This is a genomic window from Bradyrhizobium sp. CCGE-LA001, assembly GCF_000296215.2.
Lineage (GTDB): Bacteria > Pseudomonadota > Alphaproteobacteria > Rhizobiales > Xanthobacteraceae > Bradyrhizobium.
Genome location: NZ_CP013949.1, coordinates 7,293,546 through 7,311,753, shown reverse-complemented (window position 1 = coordinate 7,311,753; position 18,208 = coordinate 7,293,546). Strand labels below are relative to the sequence as shown.

Here is an 18,208-nt window from a genome sequence, read left to right as displayed (position 1 = left end):
AGCACGAGAGACAACTAAAATGGTACCGGTCCATCCCAGAGCTTCCCGAGCCAGACATCATGTCCGCCGACGAATATCTCAACGCATTTGTACACTGCGATCGCAAGAATGATCTCGCGCGGAATCAAGATGCGGTCGCTACGAAAAATCCGAGACCGCAACTGACTGATCGTGATGGCCCCTTTGTCAAACTCGCCATTCGTCAATAATCTCTCCACCCATGTGATAGCGATGCGGCAGCTCCTTTCGCGAAGTTGCGATGCGGCGGGTTCGGGCGGCTGCGCCGCATCGGCTGGCTTTGGAAAGACATAGACCTCTGCGCTCAAACGCGGGTAGTAATATCGCGCCGCGTCGAGCGCTCTCGACAATATCTCGTCAAATTCTGTCATTCTTCGGTCCTATTGATTTTGCGCCACGGTCAGCTCAGCAGCGGCAATGTCGACGCGTGACAAGGTTCCATTTTTCGCCCGCCGGCAAAGCTGTTCGACGGCGCGGGGGTCGATCTCGTTCAGCTTTTCAAGCACGTCGATCATGCCCGGTCCAAATCGCCCAATGATCTCAGCTTCGAATTTGCCTTGATCGGCGAACCGAGTTCCTTGCCTTCCTCCGCCAAGCCGACTTGAGAAGGTTTTAAGGGATTTAGTTAAGTAGGATTGGCGGACAGTTTTGTCCCCTCCGGTGAGACGTTCTTGTCTCTCCACGAGGACAGTTTTGTCTGCATCATTGCCTTCGGTTGGCCTGGGCGCCGGGGCTCGTCCAGGCGGCCATCTCAAGCGATATCGGTTAGAACGCTCCCTTCTTCGCTCCACCTCAAGCCATCCCAGTCTTTCCAGCTGCCCGACCGCCCGCTGAATCGATTTATTCGATAGGCAGACTTTCCCGGCCAGCCGAGCGAGGGATGGCCAAGCGAATCCAGCCACTGAATTTTGATGATCGGCAATAAGATAAGCGACCCGAAAGGCGGTAGAGTTGACCTCGCACTCAAGACTGATGGCATTGAGCCACTGCATCTTCTCGCGGTTAAAGGCTCGTACGTCCATTGGCCCAACCTTACGCGGCGGAGCCGCTGTCAGACGTCGAGCGTCGCCGGCGAGAGCCCATCCACGCGTTCAGGTCGAGCGCAGAATAGCGAACGGACCGCCCAATCTTGATGGCCGGTGGTCCGTCGCCAGAGACAAACAGCTTTGCAAGCGTGCTCTCACCGAGTCGCAAGTAGGCGGCGGCTTCTTTCCGAGTCAGCCATTTGGACGACTCGGTTGCTTTTTCGATCATCAAGTTTTTCCCCTTTGAATTGCCGACGCGCTGCCGGCAACCCAGTCCTACAAGGGGAAAGCAGAGAGCTGTTCAGACAAGTGCGGACATGTCTTGCTTTGTCTCATTGTCCGTGCTTGCTGAATTCCTTGTAGTGGCGTTGAAGCCCCTTCCGGACCGAACTGTCGACGGAGTTGAGCTGCCCCGTCCGTTCCAAATACTCAATGAGTAGACCAAAGACGTGGTCGAACCCGACCGGCGCGGGACTGTGGAGGTACTTTTCGCCCTCAATTTCCTTTAGGAACCTGGGGTACTTTTTATCGAGCGGCGGGTCTTCTTTAGTTTGAACGATTTCCGTAGGAAATACTCGCCGCAGATCGCATTCGAGAAAGACAATTTGGTCCATTACCCTGTGAAACCCAGGTTCATTTTCATTCAGGCCTGGCAGGAGCTTGGAGGCCGGCTGGCTCAAGTCTTTAAGCGCCTCCGCGCGGTAGGCTTTGAGGGAGCGGACTATGAACTGGGGAATATAATCCACCTTTTTTTCGATGCGCCGGCCATCGCGATCAGCGGGGAGAAACTCAAACTCGGTCCACGTCCATTGTTGGATGAGCTGCACAGGCCCGGCATCCAGGGAGCCGTATCCCTGAAGTGTGCCATTGAGCAAAGCGGCTTCAAGCCGATTTGCGCTCTCAAGTGTTGATGTCCAACCGTCTCGCTTGGCTTCTTCAATCTGCTTGAACTCGATCCACCATAGCGCTTCATCTAGTTGGGCAAACGGTGGCTGGACGAGGTGAAAGTCGGAATCATCCATATCAGTGAACTCACTCACTTTGTTGTTTAAGGACACGTCGACACCCGGAGTCAGTCGCCCATGGCTTCCGCTAGTGCCTTTGCGATTTGGTTGGATGCTCGCCGCAACGGATCATTGTCCAGATGCGCATACCGGGCGGTGGTCGCGGGCTGCGAATGGCCAAGCAACTTCCCGATAATGGGCAGCCCAAAGCCTGCGCCTGCGCCATAGCTGGCGTGGGTATGTCTCAGGTCATGGATTCTTACGCCTTCGAGGCCTGATCGCGTGCTCACGAGCTTCCAAGGCTTATTCAGGTCGTGCCGAGGCTGGCCCTTGATATCGCTGGCGATCACGTAGCAATCGACGTTGGGAATCTTGCCAAGGATGTCGAGAGCCGGTGCATTGAGAATGATGGCCTTCTGTCCCGTCTTGCTGTCAGGGAGCAGGAGCAGGCCGCGCTGGAGGTCAACATACTCCCACTTGAGCTCGAGGATTTCGCGCAGTCGGGCGCCAGTGAGGATCAAGAGGCGCAATGCAGCCGCTACGTGAGGCCCGATTTTCGTGCGACCGTTTTTCGGGATGTGCTTCGCGTTCGGCTGGTCTTTGTCCACAGCCCACGGAATGCCCACCGTTTCCGCTTCGCGAATGGCGTCTCCCAGGCGGCCTAGTTCCGGTGAGCTCAGGAACCGTTCGCGGCGCTGCTCGCGGAATGCTTGGACATGACTCGCGGGATTGTGCCCCTTGGTAACGAGGCCGCAGACGGCAGCGTACCGGAAGACGGATCCGATGAACTCGACGACCCGATTCGCGGTCATCGGCGTCTCCTTGCCGATCTTCCGGTGCATCTTCGAGATGGCGGCACTATCGAGCGCATCGAGCTTGCGGGTGCCCAGGAGGGGGGCGGCGTGCTTACGCAGGTAGATACGGTAGTTGACGACCGTTCGCGGCTTTAGTTTTGCCGCGGCCTCCTCCCTGAGATAGCGCTCGCCAAACTCGGCAAAGGTTGGCATGGCACGTTCGGTCGAGCGCTTGCGGGCGGGATCCTGTCCGAGAGCCACAGCAGCGAGGGTTGATTTGGCCCTAGCGCGCGCCTGGTCGGGCGTCATGCTCGAGGCGGACCCAAGGACCATCCGCGTCTTGCCGACGCTCCGCCCGCCGGCGCCGCTACGGTATTCGACGCACCACCTCTGGACGCCGGAGGGAAGGACCTTGAGGCAAAAACCGGTCAATTCGCTGTCGTAAAAGATGGTCTGCTTGTCGACGGGTTCGATTGCGTCGATCGTTCTCCGCGTCAGCTTCAGTACCGGCACATTGACCTCCAGAATCGCCACCGAGTCGCCACCGTAACGGGAATGGCAGGATATCTCGGGAAATCGCGATGCTAGATTTCACTAGTATTTTAAGTGGCTTAGGTAAAGCAAGAGGTCTTGGGATAACTCCAGAAAACTGTGAAATTCATACTCATAACCTGAAGGTCATAGGTTCAAATCCTATCCCCGCAACCAAATTCGGATTGACCGGATCCGATACGAAAATGGCCCGCTTGATGCGGGCCATTTTTGTTTTGGGATGAGGCGCCGAGCTGATGCGGCCTCGCGCGACAATGTTGTCGCGCTGTGCAGGATTAAGTTGCATCTTCCAAGTGCGACAACCTGACGCATTTCATATAAGTATCAATAACTTAGGTCGGCTTCGACTCCGAAACGTCGAACTTGTTGTATGCGCGCAACGGCTTTTCATCTGCTCTTCCGGTAACATTTTCTTGTTCTGGAATTGGAATTGGAATTGGGGGGTTGGGGTGAAAAAGCTGACATCACTGACGGGCGCTTCATTGGCTGGCGCCTCGATCATGGTTTCTGCCGGAGCTCTAGCCGCCGACCTGACTGTGAAGGCGCCACCCCGACCGGCCTGGGTCAACAGCTGGGCCGGGCCCTATATCGGCGCTTATTTCGGTGCGGGCGCCGGACATGCGACGGACTCCTCGACTGGCAGTTTCGCCAACAGCTCACTCTCGACCAACGCCGGCGTGGTGACGTCGAACTCGACCTTGGTCGGGACGACTGCGAGCATTCTTTCGGGCGACGTGACCGGTTCGATGGTCGACCTGTTCGCGGGGTATAATTGGCAAGCCGGGAATATCGTGGCCGGCGGGCAGGTTGAAGGCACGGTCTTTTCCGATGTCGCGTTGAAGCCGTTCGGCAACCAGACGTTCAACAGTGTCAGCACCAACGTGCTGCTCGGTGTGGTGACCTCGACGACTGCCGGCTCGGCGACCGTGCAGAGCAACCAGCAGCTGCGCTCGCGAGTCGGGCTGATCGGCCGGCTCGGTTTTCTCGCGCGTCCGGACCTGCTGCTGTATGGCCTCGGCGGCCTCGAGCTCGGTCACTTCACCTTTGCCGACAGCGCCGATCCTTTCGGTGGCGGCAACAACAAATGGGTGGCCGGCTACACGGTCGGCGCCGGCGGCGAGTTGAAGCTGACCGGAAATTGGTCGCTGCGCGGCGAATACCGGTACCTGAATTTCGGCTTCAACAGGAGCGCAGCCACCAACTCAACGGCCAGCTCGGCGACGGGCGCAACCACGTTTGTCTCGACCAGCAGCGAATCTTCCTCGACACGGACGAATGCCGATTTCCACCTGGCAAAGATCGGTCTGGTGTACCAATTCGGTGATTCCGGACCGCTGTCCGCGATGGCGGCGATACCGCCGGCGGGACGCGGGGCTTCATTCGCTAGCGCCTGGGGTGACAGCTGGGCCGGACCCTATATTGGTGCTTACTTCGGTGCCGGCGCCGGGCGCGCAAGACAGACCTCCACGAGAATCGACGACGAAGGCAGTGTCAGCACTGTCGGCGGGACGTCGGCGTTCACGCAATCGGGATTCGGCAATCTCGCCGGCGATATGACCGGTTCGATGGTCGATTTGTTCGCCGGCTACAACTGGCGAACCGGCAATGTCGTGGCCGGCGGGCAGATCGAAGGCACCTTGTTCAGCGACGTCACCACGAAGACGGTCGGCAACGAGGCATACAGCTCGGTTTCGACCAACAACGGCGTCGTCACCTCGACAAGCTCAGGGACGAACAGGATCGAGGACCGGCAGCAGTTGCGCTCGAACGTCGGCGTGATCGGCCGGGCCGGTTATCTGGTGACGCCGAGTGTACTGCTGTATGGCCTGGGCGGCCTCGCGCTGGGGCATCTGACCTATCCCGACGGCTATCCCGACTCGGAAGTCCGCGTCGGCGGCAAGAACGGCAAATGGGTGGCTGGTTACGTCGCGGGCGCGGGCGGCGAGGTCAAGCTGACGGACAGCTGGTCGCTGCGCGGTGAATACCGCTACATGCATTTCGGATATGACGGCAACGAGCCGACGGGCAGCTCGCAGACATCCGTGTCAGGTGGCGGCACCACCACGTCCACCAACAGCACCGTCAACGGGCGGCATATCGACGCCGATTTCCACGTCGGCAAGATCGGACTGGTTTATCAATTCGGCGCGTCAGGAACGCGGTCGGCGATGGCGGCACTGCCGAGCCCGGCCTGGAACGACGGCTGGGCGGGACCTTATATCGGCGCCTATTTCGGTGCCGGCGCCGGACGTGCCGCGGAAACCATCGCGACGAACAACACCAGCACCAGCACGATCACCATCGTCGGGACCACGACGTCCACCAGCACCCAATCGACGAACGGCCGTCCCGTCGGCGACGTGACGGGTTCGATGGTCGATCTCTTCGCCGGCTACAATTGGCGCGCCGGAAGTGTCGTGGCCGGCGGGCAGATCGAAGGCTCGGTCTTTTCCGACGTGACGTTCAAGACCATCGGCCCTCACACATTCACCTCGGTTGACACCTCGAACGGAGCCGTCACCTCGACGTCTTCAGGCTCGCAAACGGCCGGCAACCGGACCCAGCAGCAACTGCGTTCGAACGTCGGCGTCATCGGCCGGGCCGGATATCTGGTGACGCCGAACGTGCTGCTCTACGGCCTCGGTGGCCTGGCGCTGGGACATTTCACTTACGCTGACGGGGACTTCAGCAGCGGCGGCGCCAACGGCAAGTGGGTGGCCGGCTACACGTTGGGCGCCGGCGGCGAGGTGAAGCTGACAGGCAACTGGTCGCTGCGCGGCGAATATCGCTATACGCACTACGGCTTTGGCCGCAACGAAGGCAGCAACTTCGCATCGAGCACGCAATCGACCGGATCTTCCAGCACCTCTCTCTCCACCGACAGCACCACTCGCCAGATCAACGCCGACTTCCACACCGGAAAGATCGGCATGGTCTATAGGTTCGGTGAAGGAGGACCGCGATCAGCCATGGCGGCGCTGCCTGGCGCCCCCAGCGACCATTGGGCAGGCCCCTATCTCGGCGCCTATTTCGCTGCCGGCGCGGGCCGTGCCCGACAGATCCTGGCCTCGACTGCCGACTCTGCCCAGCAGAATTTCAACGGTGCGGTGCAGACGACTGATTTCGTCGGCAATACGACGACCCGGGGCAGTGCCGCCGGCGACACCACGGGCTCGATGGTCGATCTGTTCGCAGGCTACAACTGGCGAGCCGGCAATATCGTGGCCGGCGGTCAGATCGAAGGCACGCTCTTCTCGGATGTTGCCTTCAAGATGAACGGCGAGCAGACGAGCAATACCCGTCAAGTTCTCAACGGTGTCGTGACCACGAGTGTCAATCCGACGGCGATGCAGGCCAGTGAGCAATTGCGCTCGAACGTCGGCGTGTTCGGCCGGGCCGGCTATCTCGTCACCCCGAAGCTGATGCTCTACGGTGTCGGCGGCTTGGCGCTCGGCCATTTCACCTTTCCCGACCCCGGCGGCGTCAACGGGCCCAACGGCAAGTGGGTGGCGGGCTATACGGCTGGCGCGGGCGGCGAGTTCAAGCTGACCCAGCGATGGTCGCTGCGCGGCGAATATCGCTACCTGCATTTCGACATCGACCGCGCCGAGACGCGCACCAGCTCGAGCACGCAGATCCAGGGCGCCACGACCATTCTCAGGGCCAACGCGGACAGCACGTCGCGAAAGACCAGCGCAGACCTCCACATTGCCAAGATCGGCGCAGTCTACGCGTTCTGCTATTGCGACTAAGGTGCGACGAGAGCGGGATGAATCATCATCCGGAAAAGTGCATTGCATTTTTCCGGATCACTGCTCCGGGACGGGGCTCCCTCAAAACTCCCTGATCGCCTTCCCGTCCGCCCCCGAACCGGATCATCTTCATGCGACGGGTCGGTGACGGGAGGTGGACACCGGCGGCCCGCCACAGTCCCGGCATATCACCCGCGTGCGACGATGATGTCCGCACAAGCCAGAACGCTTCTAATCACGATCTGTGCGGACAGACCATCGTCAGATGGAGCAGTGTCGGCTTGTCCGAGCCCTTCTTGTATTCCCATTCCAGCCGGATCTCGTGCCGGTGGGCATAGGCGTCGTTCGGCGCATGGACGATGATGTTGGTCTTCATCGGGATCGGCGGCTCGGAGTTGAAGCACTTCCGGACGCAGGCATCGAGCAGGTCGCATCGCGTCAGGGGGATCACGCCGGGCTCGTCCCGCGATAGGGGGACCGTGTTCGGTTGGGTGCTGAGGTCGAGGCGAGCCCGGCCCTTCTCCTTGTGCCAGTACTTGGCACTTCCCTGCGGCCATTTCGATGGCGGCGTCAGGATCAGGTGGTACTGGCCATATTCAAGGGTCGGCAGATCGATGTCGTCCGACGCTTTGAGCTTGGCCACGCTCCTCTTCATGTTCGCCAGGGGGTAGTAATTGCAGTTCATCAAATCCCTGAACGCCTTGCCGCTATATGTCTTGCCGCCCATCGCCTTGCCCTTCGATATGTTCTAATCAATCGGGGTGACGTGCAGCCCAGCAAAGCTCGTCGGCCAGAAGAAAAGCCGCGGCGCCCCTAGAACGCGCGGCCCCATATTTCGCGCGTGCAATTGCTATCACTCGAAATTGTGCTTCGTCCAGAGAGCTGCGGATCGGTGATGGCGCCGTACGGCGTGCAAGTTCGATTGCCATGACTCTTTCGATGGGTAATCTTGCGCCGGGCTCCTTGCGAGCGCCGGTCGACAAGCGACGGCGCTGCAGCTTTTGAAGGCACGGAAATGCAGTGTGTCGCGTGTCAGTCGGCGATCGACCCAGGCGATAGCTGGTGCTCCAATTGCGGGGTGGCCGTGCGCCGTTCCGAGCCGGACAACGAACGCCGGTTCGTGACGATTCTCCGTGCCGACGTCGTCGATTCCACCGGACTTGTCGCCGATCTCGATCCGGAGGAGGCGGTCTCGCGCCTGGAGCCGGCGCTGGCCGCTATGAGAGGCGCGGTGCGTCAGTTCGGAGGCATCGTCAGCAAGGAGCTGGGCGACGGCGTTTCTGCGGTGTTCGGCGCTCCGATCGCGGACGACAATCATGCCCCCCTGGCCTGCCATGCGGCCATCGAATTGGTCCGGCGTGTCGTCGGCTTGGGCGATCCCGGGCTTCAGGTCCGGGTTGGTCTGCACTCGGGTCATGTCGTCGCCTACATGGTCTCCAGCGAGTTTTCCAAGGTCTACGAAATCGGCGGTGCCGCCCAGCATCTGGCCGCCCGCCTGGAATCTGCGGCGGAGGCGAATCAGATTTACGTGTCGAAAGCGTGCCAGGAGCTTGCCGAAGGGCATGTCCGATTCGAGTATCTCGGCGGCAAGCCGCTGCGCGGCTTCAATCAGGCCGTGCCGGTCTACCGCATCGTGGGGGCGAGCGATTTGTCGAGCTGGCGGGTGCGGCGTGCCCGCAGCGTCTCGCGGTTCGTCGATCGTACGACGGAGCGGGCATTGCTGGCCCGTGCCGTCGAGAGCGCCAGAACGGGCCGGCGGACGGTCCTGCTGCTCGGCGACGCGGGCATCGGCAAATCGCGGCTCGCGCACGAATTCGTCCAGGAGCTCAGATCCCGTGGTTGGCGCCTGATCAACGCCGAGTGCAGCCCGAACCTCAAGGGGGCCCCGTTCAGCACCCTCAAGCGTGTTCTGCTGTCCGCCCTGGAGGCCGCCGCAAAGGATTCCGACAGCCCGTCGGATCCGCGGAAGGATCTCGGAGAGATTGCGCAATGCGCCCTCGACGCGGTGCTCGATCTGCCGACGACGAATCCTCGCTGGTCCCAGCTCGAGCCTCACGCCCGGGGACGCGCGATCTCCGATGCAAGCTGCGCCGTCATCGAGAGCATCGCGCGTCGTCAACGAACCATCCTTCTGCTCGAGGATCTGCACTGGATCGATCGGGCCAGCGATGCGGTCATGGCCACGATAGCGTCGCTTCAGGCTCCAGGTCTTCTCGTCCTCCTCACCTCCAGGCCCAACGGCATGCCGGTGTGGATTGCGCGCTGCCATGCCGAGGTCGTCGCGATGCAACCGCTCGACCACGACTCGGGGCTAGCCATGCTCGCCGACATGCTCGGACCCTCCGCGGCCAACGACGATCTGAAGAATCGCATCATCTCGCACACGGCAAATGTCCCTCTGTTCATCGAGGAGGTGTGCCGGGGTTTGCGGGACAGCGGAACGCTCCACGGCCAGTGGGGCGATCTCGCGCTGATGCGTCCGATCGACGAGCTGGGCATTCCCTCGAGCATCCAGGGCGTGATCGCGGCGCGCCTCGATCGCGTGTCGCGCCAGGAGCGCGCCATCCTGCAGATCGCGGCAGCGCTGGGACGGCGATCGAGCGTCGCCACGCTGCGAGACCTCGCCGAGCTGCCCGAAAGCGTCCTTCAGGATTGCCTTGCGGCGCTCGATCGCGCCGAGCTGCTGGTGAGGATCGACAGCGAACTGGACGATGTGCTCGAGTTTCGGCACGAGATGGTCCGCCAGGTGACCTATGACTCGATGGTCGAGAAGGTGCGCGAAGCCATCCACGCGCGCATTCTTGCGAGGCTGGAGGGCGATGGAGCAGGCGCGGATCAACCCGATACGCTGTGCTATCACGCCGTGCGGGCCCGCGATTGGTACAAGGCGTTCAGTCACGGCAAGAGCGCAGGGCGAAAATGCCTGAGCCGGTCGGCGTTTTCCGACGCGGCCAGCTATTTCGAGATTGCGATGGGCTCGCTCGACAAGACGCCGATGACGCCTTCGCGGGAGGCCGATGCCATCGATCTGCGGATGGAGGCCCGCGCGGCGTTCATCGCGTCCGGCCAGGTCGCCGAGTGGCTCGACCTTGGAATGGATGCCGAACGGCGGGCGGATGGGATCGACGATATCGGACGCAAGGTCGCCGCGATGACGGTTCGAGCCGGCGCGCAAAACTTCTACGGAGCGCCGGTCGAAGCCGTCGCTGTCTCGGAAGAGGTGGTCCGCCTCGCTCAGGAATGGGACAATCCGGGTTGGCTCAATCTAGCCCGGTACGGTCTCGGGCAGGCCTATTTCCTCGCCGGCCGCTACCCCGAAGCCGAACGGACATTGGCGCTGGCGCGCACCCAGCTGGCGGGTCCGCAAGCCCGCGCTCCGATCGGGACGACGCCGAGCTATCTGCTGCTGCTCTGCTGCATGATGAAGAGCTTCACCCACACCGTCATGGGTGAGCTCGATGCGGCCGAGGGGCTCCAGCAACAGGCCGCCGCGATCGCGGAGGAGACCGGCCGTCCCTATGACCGCGTCGCCGCCGCCTATAGTGGCGGCTGGCTGAAGCTCGGGCAGAACAATCCGGCCGCCGCTGCGTCCATCCTCGAAGACGGGTTCGTGCTCGCGCAGAAGCACGGCATCCGCCTGTTCGTGCCGGTGCTCGCCTGCCATCTCGGCATCGCCTATCTGGAGCAGGGACTGTTCGACCGGGCGCGGGGCATGCTGACGGAGGCGCGCGAAGAGGCCAAGGCGGTCGGATATACCTCGGCGGTGCTGCGCAGCTCGATCTATCTGGCGCTGGCCGCCCACCGGTCCGGCGACGTCAGGGCCGCTCAGAACATGCTGCGCGAGGCCCGCAATACGGCGCGGCAGCAGGGGTTTTCGGGCCTCGAGGCCGAGGCCCTGTTCGGCGAAGCCGTGGTGACGCCGCCCTCCGATGCCGAAAGCAAGGCGGCCATCCGCGCTTCCCTGCGTGCCGCCATCGCGATCGCCTCCGAAAACGGCGCGCGGCCGCTTCAGCACAAGGCCGAGGCGATGCTGAACGAGATGCTCGCGAGCGGTGACGAGGTGACCTGACGGTCGGCTGGAGCCACTCGGCTGCGGGCAGTTCAGGCGCGCGCGGCCGTGCCGCGCGCGCCTGTGAGCCTCACTTCACCAGCGGACAGCCGCCGTCCTTCAGCGGGCGGAACGCCTGGTCGCCGGGTACTTCCGCGAGCAGCTTGTAATAATCCCACGGTCCTTTCGACTCCTCCGGCTTCTTCACCTGGAACAGGTACATGCTGTGCACCATGCGGCCGTCCTCACGCAGGACGCCATTGTCGGTGAAGGCATCGCGCACCGGCAGCTCGCGCATCTTGGCCATCACGGTCTTGGTGTCCTTGGTGCCGGCGGCCTGCACGGCTTTGAGATAATGCAGCGTTGCACTGTAGGTCGCGGCCTGGTTCATCGTGGGCATCCGCTTGACCCGCTCCATGAAGCGCTTGCCGAAGGCGCGGGTCCTGTCGTTGAGGTCCCAGTAATAGGCTTCGGTGACGATCAGCCCTTGCGCAAGCTTGAGGCCCAGGCTGTGCACGTCGGAGATGAACATCACGATCGCGGCGAGGTTCTGGCCGCCGGCGACGATGCCGAACTCGCCGGCCTGCTTTATCGCGTTGATGGTGTCGCCGCCGCCATTGGCGAGCCCGATGATCTTGGCCTTGGAAGCCTGGGCCTGGAGCAGGAACGACGAGAAGTCGGCCGTATTGAGCGGATGCTTGACGCTGCCGAGCACCTTGCCGCCCGCCTTCTTCACCACGTCGCCGGTGTCGCGCTCGATGGAATGGCCGAACACGTAGTCCGCGGTGAGGAAATACCAGCTATCGCCGCCATTCTTGACGATGGCGCTGCCGACAGTCTGCGCATTAGAGTAGGTGTCGTAGGTCCAATGCGCGGTGTAGGGCGAGCAGGATTTTCCGGTGATGTCGGAGCTCGCCGCATCCGTCACGATCATGATCTTCTCGTACTGCTTCGACAGCTCCATCACCGCGAGCGCGGTCGCCGAGGTCGGAAGGTCGATGATCATGTCGACGCCCTCGGTCTCCCACCATTTGCGCGCGATGGTGGAGGCGACATCGGGCTTGTTGAGCACGTCGGCACTGATCATGTCGATCGGCTTGCCGAACATCTGCCCGCCGAAATCCTCGATCGCCATTTTCGTGGCCTCAACATTCCCCATGCCGCCGATGTCGGAATAGACGGAGGAGAAATCGGAGAGCACGCCGATCTTGAGCGGTGCCTGCTGGGCGAAGACGGGAGAGATCAGGGCAGCCGACAGCAGGCCGGCCGCAGACATGAGTGTCGCGATAGGTCTCATAAGTACGTTTCCTCTTGCATGGGACTATCCTGTCCCTTTGTCCGACAAAGTTAGAAGCAGCTATCCGCGGAGTCAATTTATCCAGGATGCAGCTTGCGTGATGTAGTTTGACGCACCCTTGGCGACCCAATATAGTTTGTCCGACAATCGACATTGGAGGCCGTCTTGCCTGTCGCGCCGCTGTTTCGTCCGATCGATGTCGCGCCGGCCTATCAGAAGGTCGCCGACGCCATCGAACGCGAGATCGTCAATGGCCGCATCAAGCCGGGCGACCCCATCGGCACCGAGCACGATCTCGTCCGCCAGTTCGGCGTCAACCGCTCGACCATCCGCGAGGGCATCCGCGTGCTGGAGGAAGGCGGTCTGATCCGCCGCGATTCTTCACGCCGACTGCATGCCTGCCTGCCGCGCTACAGCAAGCTGGCGAGCCGGCTCAGCCGCGCCCTGGTCCTGCATGAGGTCACCTTTCGCGAGCTCTACGAGGCCTCGATGACGCTCGAAGTCGCGAGCATCGAAGGCGCGGTGGAGCGCGCGACGGAGGAAAACATCGCCGAGCTCGCGGCCAATCTCGCGCGTAGCGAGGCGGTGGTCGGCGATCCCGCGATGCTCGCCGAATGCGACGCCGAATTCCACGTGCTGGTCGCAAAAGCCTCGCAGAACCGTGTGCTCCAGCTCGCGCGCGAGCCGGCCGCGCAATTGTTCTATCCGACCACCGAGATGATCGTGAGCGGCGTTGCCGAAGGTGGCCCGCGCCTCGTCGCGGCGCACCGCCATCTGATCGATGCGATCCGCCGCCGCGACCGCGAGGCCGGCGTGCTGTGGACGCGCCGGCACTTGCAGGACTGGCGGCGCGGCTTCGAGAAGATCGCCTCGCTCGATCGCTCGGTCGAGCACATGTACATGGAGCACGCCCAGGCGGCCCGGCGCAGATAGCGCAAAAACAAGACGCAAGATTTCGATCAAGAAATCCCGCAAACAAAGACGTTAGACGGAGGAACACATGACCGGCGACACCGCAGCCATCATTGCGAAGGCACGCGAGCATTCCATCGGCGATCTCTTGCGCCGTTCGGCGGCGCGTGAGCCGAACAAGCTTGCGGTGAGCTGCGGCGGTGTGAGCTGGAGCTTTGCCGAGATGGACGCGATCTGCAATCGCCTCGGTCGCGGTCTCCTCGGCCTCGGTGTCAAGAAGGGCGACCGTCTCGCGGTGCTGTCGCGCAACTCGCATGCCTTCGCGGCACTGCGTTTCGCGCTGGCGCGAATCGGCGCGGTCCTGGTGCCGATCAACTTCATGCTCAATCCGGACGAGATCAATTTCATCCTGAAGAGCTCCGGCGCAAAGCTGCTCGCGACCGGCCCCGATTTCGTCGAGCCGGCGCGCGCGGCCAGCGCCAAGGATTGCGCCGTCGAGAAGATGATCTGGCTGCCGGGCGAGGATCCGGCGACGGCGCCTGCGGGCCTCACCACCTTCGACGATCTCCTGCATGCCGACGGCTCGTTCCTTGAGGCGTCGGTCGACAGCCGAGATCTCGCGCAGATCGTCTATACCAGTGGCACGGAGTCGCTGCCCAAGGGCGCGATGCTGACCCATGAAGCCGTGATGTGGCAGTATGTCAGCTGCATCATTGACGGCGGCATGAGCGTGGAGGACAAATTCCTGCACGCGCTGCCGCTGTATCATTGCGCCCAGCTCGACGTGTTCCTGGGGCCGCAGGTTTATCTCGGCGCCTCCGGCGTCATCACGGGCAAGCCGACCGCGGACAACATCCTGGCGTTGATCCAGGCCCACAAGATCACCTCGTTCTTCGCGCCGCCGACGATCTGGATCGCGATGCTGCGCTCGCCGAACTTCGACAAGACCGATCTATCGACACTCCAGAAGGGCTATTACGGCGCTTCGATCATGCCGGTGGAGGTGCTGCTCGAGCTCCAGCGCCGCCTGCCCAACGTCAAGTTCTGGAATTTCTACGGCCAGACCGAGATCGCGCCGCTCGCGACCGTGCTGCGGCCCGAAGACCAGCTGCGCAAGGCCGGCTCCGCCGGCAAGCCGGTGCTCAATGTCGAGACGCGGGTGGTCAATACGTCCATGGAAGACGTGAAGGTCGGCGAGGTCGGCGAGATCGTGCACCGCTCGCCGCATCTGTTGTCCGGCTACTACAACGATTCCGTGAAGACGGCGGCGGCGTTTGCCGGCGGCTGGTTTCATTCCGGCGATCTCGCCACGGTCGATGACGAGGGCCACATCACCGTGGTCGACCGCGTCAAGGACATGATCAAGACCGGCGGCGAGAACGTCGCCAGCCGCGAAGTCGAGGAGATGGTCTACCGCATCCCCGCCGTCTCCGAGGTCGCAGTCGTGGGCCTGCCTGATCCGCGCTGGATCGAGGCGGTGACCGCGATCGTCGTGATCAAGAGCGGCGAGGCGCTGGACGAAGAAACAGTCATCAAGCATTGCGCCGGTCAGATGGCACATTTCAAGGTGCCGAAGCGCGTCATCTTCGTCGATAGCCTGCCGAAGAATCCGAGCGGCAAGCTCCTCAAGCGCGAGCTGCGCCAGCGCTTCGTCGGCGGCGAGACGCTCGACAAGGCGATCCAGACAAATTTTGGTACCTGAAACGGAGCGATTGCCATGAAAGCCTGGCAGGTGGCGCGTGACTGGTCGATCGAAGGGATGGAGCTGGCCGATCTGCCGGAGCCGACGCCTGCCCCGGGCCAGGTCTCCGTGCGGATGAAGGCAGCATCGCTGAACTACCGCGACCTGCTGACCGTGCAGGGCAAGGGCGGTGTTTCCAGGTTGCCGCTCATTCCGTTCTCGGATGGCGCGGGTGAAGTGATTGCCGTGGGTGAGGGCGTAACCCGTGTTGCCGTCGGCGACCGCGTCTGTCCGATGTTCTTCCAATCCTGGATCGATGGGGAAGTTTCGGCAGCCGCTCGCCGCTACGCGCTCGGCGGCACGCGGCCGGGCGTCCTGCAGGAGGTGATGGTGCTCGACACCGAGGGCGTCAGCCACATTCCGTCGCATCTGTCGTTCCAGGAGGCCGCAACGCTACCCTGCGCCGGCCTCACGGCCTGGCGTGCGTTGTTCGAACACGCAAAGGTACAGCCCGGCGACACCGTGCTGGTGCAGGGCACAGGCGGCGTGTCGATCTTCGCTCTGCAATTTGCAAAGCTCGCCGGCGCAAGCGTGATCGTGACCTCGTCGAGCGACGAGAAGCTCGAACGCGCCAGGGCGTTAGGTGCCGACCACACCATCAATTATCGGTCGGTTCCGGAGTGGGGCAAGGCCGCGGCGGCGTGGACCGGCAGCGGCGTCGATCATATCGTCGAGGTCGGCGGCAAGGACACGTTCGCGCAATCACTGGAGGCAGCGCGCGTCGGCGGTACCATCTTGGTGATCGGCATCCTCACGGGCGTCTCGCAGCAGATCGCGATCTCGAGCCTGTTCGCCAAGAACCTGCACGTCATCGGACTCTCTGTCGGCAGCCGCCGCATGTTCGAGGCCATGACCGCTGCGATCGGGCGCAACGCGATGAGGCCCGTGATCGACCGCGCCTTCGGCTTCGACGCCGTGCCGGATGCATTGCGCCTGATGCAGAACGGTGGCCATTTCGGGAAGATCGTGGTCGAGTTTGGCTAGCCGGCGTCGCCGGCCAGCTTCCGGATGTCATCAGGCGTCTGCCCGAAGCGGCGGCGAAACACACGGTGGAAGTAGGACACGTCGTGGAAGCCCGCCAGATGCGCGATCTCGATGATCTTGCGCGTGCGCATGGCGGGATTTCGAAGCAGACGCTCGGCGCGCAGCAGGCGTTGCTCCAGCACGAAGCCGCTATAGGTGATGCCGGCCTGCTCGAACAGCAATTGGATGGTGCGCGGGCTGATCCGATGTGCGGCGGCAAGATCGGTGAGCGACAGTGCGGGACTGTCCAGCTGCGCCAGAATGTCTGATTTCAGCGTTTGGAAACGCGCCGCCGCAAGGCCGCGCAGCCGCGCCTCGTCGGCGACATCGCCGCGCGCCCCGATCATCAGCACGGCGAGGTCGAACAGATGTTGCGAGACGGCATCGAGCTCTGCGGGCGCGAGCTTGTCCGCATGAGCATGCGCGAGATCGTAATATCGCAGGAACATCGACGTGATCGCATTGGCTCCGGGGATCGACTGCGCGATCAGGTCCTCGGCATTCGGGCACGCGCGCAGCAGCGCCTTGCGCGGCAGCAGCGCGGTCTGGAAATTGCCGTGCTTGATCTGGGTGATGCAGGCGCCCTTGATCGAGGGATCGCCGATGGTGATGTCGCCGGCGGCGACCTCCAGCGGACGTTTGCCCATGGCCCCGCTCAAGGCCGAATTGGGCGACATCGTAATGATCAATTCGTCGTTCGTCCCCAGCGACACGAAAGACATCGGCGTGCCGAACGAGGCCGAAAGCCTGATGCGAGGAATAATGGCCGGCGCAATGGTCCGGTGAACGCGCCCTTCGCCGACCGGCACGAAATCAACGTTCGCCACCCGACGGCAGAACTGCTCGCGCCATTCTTCATAGGCCGGACCGTTCGGATCGCCATCGAATGAAAGTTGCGGCTGGGTCATCGATCGCTGGAAAACATGCGCTGGCGATTTGGTGCGGGTTGCATCCTCGTCGTCGCACCGCGGTGCGGCAACCAGAAAAACGCGGGATTGCGCGAAAAGCCACTCGCAACTACGCGCTGAGCCAGTGACCAGGTGCCGCAGCCAGGCTTCGGCGTAGTGTGCCCGGATCGCAACAAACGATAGCCGATTTGGCGGTTTTCACGTCAGTCCATCCAACGCTTCGCCGCTCCCCACGATCCGCGACTGCCTCCTTGCCTATTGTCCCGCTCGCAATGACTGGCCGATTGGAAGGAAATGACTCGATGACACGCCGTGCGAGGGGTTTGCTGGCTATTCTGGCACTTGGCTGTGGGGCGGCGACCGCCGCCCCTGCGACGGCCGGCGATACCGCTCCCGTCTTCAGCTGGGTCGGTTTCTACGCGGGTGTTCATGCCGGTTATGGCACCGGCGATGGCAATGCTGCGTCCGTCGACCCCGGCGCACTTCTGGCGCTGTTTCCCGGCGTCAACAATGCGACGTCGACGGCATCTGCACCGTTCACGCTCGGTGTCGATCAGTCCGGTGGGTTGGGCGGATTGCAGGCCGGCTACAATTGGCAGGCCGGCCATCTGGTCGCCGGTGTCGAAGCCGACGTCAGCGTCTCCGGGATTGGCGGGCGGGCATCGGGCTCTTATGCGCTGCGACCCGTTTTCCTCGTCGGCGATTTCGACAATTACACCGGCACCGTGACGGTGACCCAGGACATCGATTATCTCGGCACGCTGCGCGGCCGCCTGGGTTATGCCAGCGACAATTGGCTGCTCTATGCGACGGGCGGTCTCGCCTGGGCGCACGTCAAGGCGAGCCTCGACAGCAGCCATGCACGCCTGACCAACAACCTGATCATCGCGGGATTTCCCGGCGCATTGGACGGCCGCGCCTCGGCAAGCGGCTACAATGTCGGATATGCGGTCGGCGGCGGCGCTGAATGGTCGTTCGTGCCGCGCTGGTCGCTCAAGGCGGAGTATCTGTATCTCAACCTCGGGCGCCAGCTCTCTCTGTCCATGCCCGGGACCCGCCTGCCGGCCGGCGACATCGAGCTGCACACGTTCAGGATCGGCCTGAACCGGCAATTTGCGCCGTGACGCGGGCGCC

The 18,208-nt window shown here is 62.6% G+C and carries 15 protein-coding genes; 7 read left to right on the top strand and 8 right to left on the bottom strand.

Going from position 1 to position 18,208, the window contains the following annotated elements:
• Positions 1 to 14 precede the first annotated feature (14 nt).
• The 5 genes from BCCGELA001_RS33350 to BCCGELA001_RS33335 form a co-directional block, all read right to left on the bottom strand.
• Positions 15 to 389, bottom strand: a complete 375-nt coding sequence (locus tag BCCGELA001_RS33350) for a hypothetical protein (protein WP_008541603.1) — start codon at positions 387 to 389, stop codon at positions 15 to 17.
• Positions 390 to 398: 9 nt separating this feature from the next.
• Positions 399 to 1,040: a helix-turn-helix domain-containing protein gene (locus tag BCCGELA001_RS36640; RefSeq protein ID WP_083543481.1), complete on the bottom strand. Its 642-nt coding sequence runs from the start codon at positions 1,038 to 1,040 to the stop codon at positions 399 to 401.
• A 10-nt stretch (positions 1,041 to 1,050) separates the two neighbouring features.
• Positions 1,051 to 1,272: a helix-turn-helix transcriptional regulator gene (locus BCCGELA001_RS33345; protein ID WP_008541605.1), complete on the bottom strand. Its 222-nt coding sequence runs from the start codon at positions 1,270 to 1,272 to the stop codon at positions 1,051 to 1,053.
• A gap of 103 nt (positions 1,273 to 1,375) precedes the next feature.
• On the bottom strand, positions 1,376 to 2,065 hold the full coding sequence (locus BCCGELA001_RS33340; RefSeq protein WP_060737223.1) for a hypothetical protein: 690 nt from the start codon (positions 2,063 to 2,065) through the stop codon (positions 1,376 to 1,378).
• A gap of 50 nt (positions 2,066 to 2,115) precedes the next feature.
• Positions 2,116 to 3,375: a tyrosine-type recombinase/integrase gene (locus tag BCCGELA001_RS33335; RefSeq protein WP_008541624.1), complete on the bottom strand. Its 1,260-nt coding sequence runs from the start codon at positions 3,373 to 3,375 to the stop codon at positions 2,116 to 2,118.
• 47 nt (positions 3,376 to 3,422) lie between these two features.
• On the opposite strand from BCCGELA001_RS33335, the gene BCCGELA001_RS37740 reads away from it, so the two are divergent.
• Positions 3,423 to 3,617: a hypothetical protein gene (locus BCCGELA001_RS37740; RefSeq protein ID WP_144441621.1), complete on the top strand. Its 195-nt coding sequence runs from the start codon at positions 3,423 to 3,425 to the stop codon at positions 3,615 to 3,617.
• A 276-nt stretch (positions 3,618 to 3,893) separates the two neighbouring features.
• The gene (locus BCCGELA001_RS33330) at positions 3,894 to 7,145 is read left to right on the top strand and encodes an outer membrane protein (RefSeq protein WP_008541625.1); all 3,252 of its coding nucleotides are present in this window, start codon (positions 3,894 to 3,896) and stop codon (positions 7,143 to 7,145) included.
• A 235-nt stretch (positions 7,146 to 7,380) separates the two neighbouring features.
• On the opposite strand, the gene BCCGELA001_RS33325 is transcribed toward BCCGELA001_RS33330, so the two are convergent.
• The gene (locus BCCGELA001_RS33325; protein WP_008541626.1) at positions 7,381 to 7,872 is read right to left on the bottom strand and encodes a hypothetical protein; all 492 of its coding nucleotides are present in this window, start codon (positions 7,870 to 7,872) and stop codon (positions 7,381 to 7,383) included.
• Positions 7,873 to 8,160: 288 nt separating this feature from the next.
• Here BCCGELA001_RS33325 and BCCGELA001_RS33320 point away from each other — a divergent pair, with 288 nt between their 5' ends.
• Positions 8,161 to 11,214 (top strand): ATP-binding protein, encoded by a 3,054-nt coding sequence (locus tag BCCGELA001_RS33320; protein WP_060737221.1) that lies wholly within the window; start codon positions 8,161 to 8,163, stop codon positions 11,212 to 11,214.
• Between the two features lie 70 nt (positions 11,215 to 11,284).
• Here the strand turns inward: BCCGELA001_RS33320 and BCCGELA001_RS33315 are convergent, their stop codons facing one another.
• On the bottom strand, positions 11,285 to 12,490 hold the full coding sequence (locus BCCGELA001_RS33315; RefSeq protein ID WP_060737220.1) for an ABC transporter substrate-binding protein: 1,206 nt from the start codon (positions 12,488 to 12,490) through the stop codon (positions 11,285 to 11,287).
• Between the two features lie 165 nt (positions 12,491 to 12,655).
• On the opposite strand from BCCGELA001_RS33315, the gene BCCGELA001_RS33310 reads away from it, so the two are divergent.
• The 3 genes from BCCGELA001_RS33310 (at position 12,656) to BCCGELA001_RS33300 (ending at position 16,127) form a co-directional block, all read left to right on the top strand.
• On the top strand, positions 12,656 to 13,423 hold the full coding sequence (locus BCCGELA001_RS33310; protein WP_060737994.1) for a FadR/GntR family transcriptional regulator: 768 nt from the start codon (positions 12,656 to 12,658) through the stop codon (positions 13,421 to 13,423).
• A gap of 67 nt (positions 13,424 to 13,490) precedes the next feature.
• Positions 13,491 to 15,104 carry an acyl-CoA synthetase gene (locus BCCGELA001_RS33305; protein WP_008541634.1) on the top strand — a complete coding sequence of 538 codons (1,614 nt, stop codon included), beginning with the start codon at positions 13,491 to 13,493 and terminating at the stop codon, positions 15,102 to 15,104.
• A gap of 15 nt (positions 15,105 to 15,119) precedes the next feature.
• On the top strand, positions 15,120 to 16,127 hold the full coding sequence (locus BCCGELA001_RS33300) for a zinc-dependent alcohol dehydrogenase family protein (RefSeq protein ID WP_008541635.1): 1,008 nt from the start codon (positions 15,120 to 15,122) through the stop codon (positions 16,125 to 16,127).
• On the opposite strand, the gene BCCGELA001_RS33295 is transcribed toward BCCGELA001_RS33300, so the two are convergent.
• Positions 16,124 to 17,074, bottom strand: a complete 951-nt coding sequence (locus BCCGELA001_RS33295) for an AraC family transcriptional regulator (protein ID WP_008541636.1) — start codon at positions 17,072 to 17,074, stop codon at positions 16,124 to 16,126. The two genes, BCCGELA001_RS33300 and BCCGELA001_RS33295, sit on opposite strands and share 4 nt — an antisense overlap.
• Before the next feature lie 302 nt (positions 17,075 to 17,376).
• Between BCCGELA001_RS33295 and BCCGELA001_RS33290 the strand changes: the two genes are divergently transcribed.
• Positions 17,377 to 18,198 (top strand): outer membrane protein, encoded by an 822-nt coding sequence (locus tag BCCGELA001_RS33290; RefSeq protein WP_158511668.1) that lies wholly within the window; start codon positions 17,377 to 17,379, stop codon positions 18,196 to 18,198.
• The last annotated feature ends 10 nt before the right edge of the window (positions 18,199 to 18,208 follow it).

Bases quoted from the DNA above. Each gene is read 5' to 3' on its own strand.
- BCCGELA001_RS33350 (WP_008541603.1), bottom strand. From the start codon at position 389: ATGACAGAATTTGACGAGATATTGTCGAGAGCGCTCGACGCGGCGCGA.
- BCCGELA001_RS36640 (WP_083543481.1), bottom strand. From the start codon at position 1,040: ATGGACGTACGAGCCTTTAACCGCGAGAAGATGCAGTGGCTCAATGCC.
- BCCGELA001_RS33345 (WP_008541605.1), bottom strand. From the start codon at position 1,272: ATGATCGAAAAAGCAACCGAGTCGTCCAAATGGCTGACTCGGAAAGAA.
- BCCGELA001_RS33340 (WP_060737223.1), bottom strand. From the start codon at position 2,065: ATGGATGATTCCGACTTTCACCTCGTCCAGCCACCGTTTGCCCAACTA.
- BCCGELA001_RS37740 (WP_144441621.1), top strand. From the start codon at position 3,423: ATGCTAGATTTCACTAGTATTTTAAGTGGCTTAGGTAAAGCAAGAGGT.
- BCCGELA001_RS33330 (WP_008541625.1), top strand. From the start codon at position 3,894: ATGGTTTCTGCCGGAGCTCTAGCCGCCGACCTGACTGTGAAGGCGCCA.
- BCCGELA001_RS33325 (WP_008541626.1), bottom strand. From the start codon at position 7,872: ATGGGCGGCAAGACATATAGCGGCAAGGCGTTCAGGGATTTGATGAAC.
- BCCGELA001_RS33320 (WP_060737221.1), top strand. From the start codon at position 8,161: ATGCAGTGTGTCGCGTGTCAGTCGGCGATCGACCCAGGCGATAGCTGG.
- BCCGELA001_RS33315 (WP_060737220.1), bottom strand. From the start codon at position 12,490: ATGAGACCTATCGCGACACTCATGTCTGCGGCCGGCCTGCTGTCGGCT.
- BCCGELA001_RS33305 (WP_008541634.1), top strand. From the start codon at position 13,491: ATGACCGGCGACACCGCAGCCATCATTGCGAAGGCACGCGAGCATTCC.
- BCCGELA001_RS33300 (WP_008541635.1), top strand. From the start codon at position 15,120: ATGAAAGCCTGGCAGGTGGCGCGTGACTGGTCGATCGAAGGGATGGAG.
- BCCGELA001_RS33295 (WP_008541636.1), bottom strand. From the start codon at position 17,074: ATGACCCAGCCGCAACTTTCATTCGATGGCGATCCGAACGGTCCGGCC.
- BCCGELA001_RS33290 (WP_158511668.1), top strand. From the start codon at position 17,377: ATGACACGCCGTGCGAGGGGTTTGCTGGCTATTCTGGCACTTGGCTGT.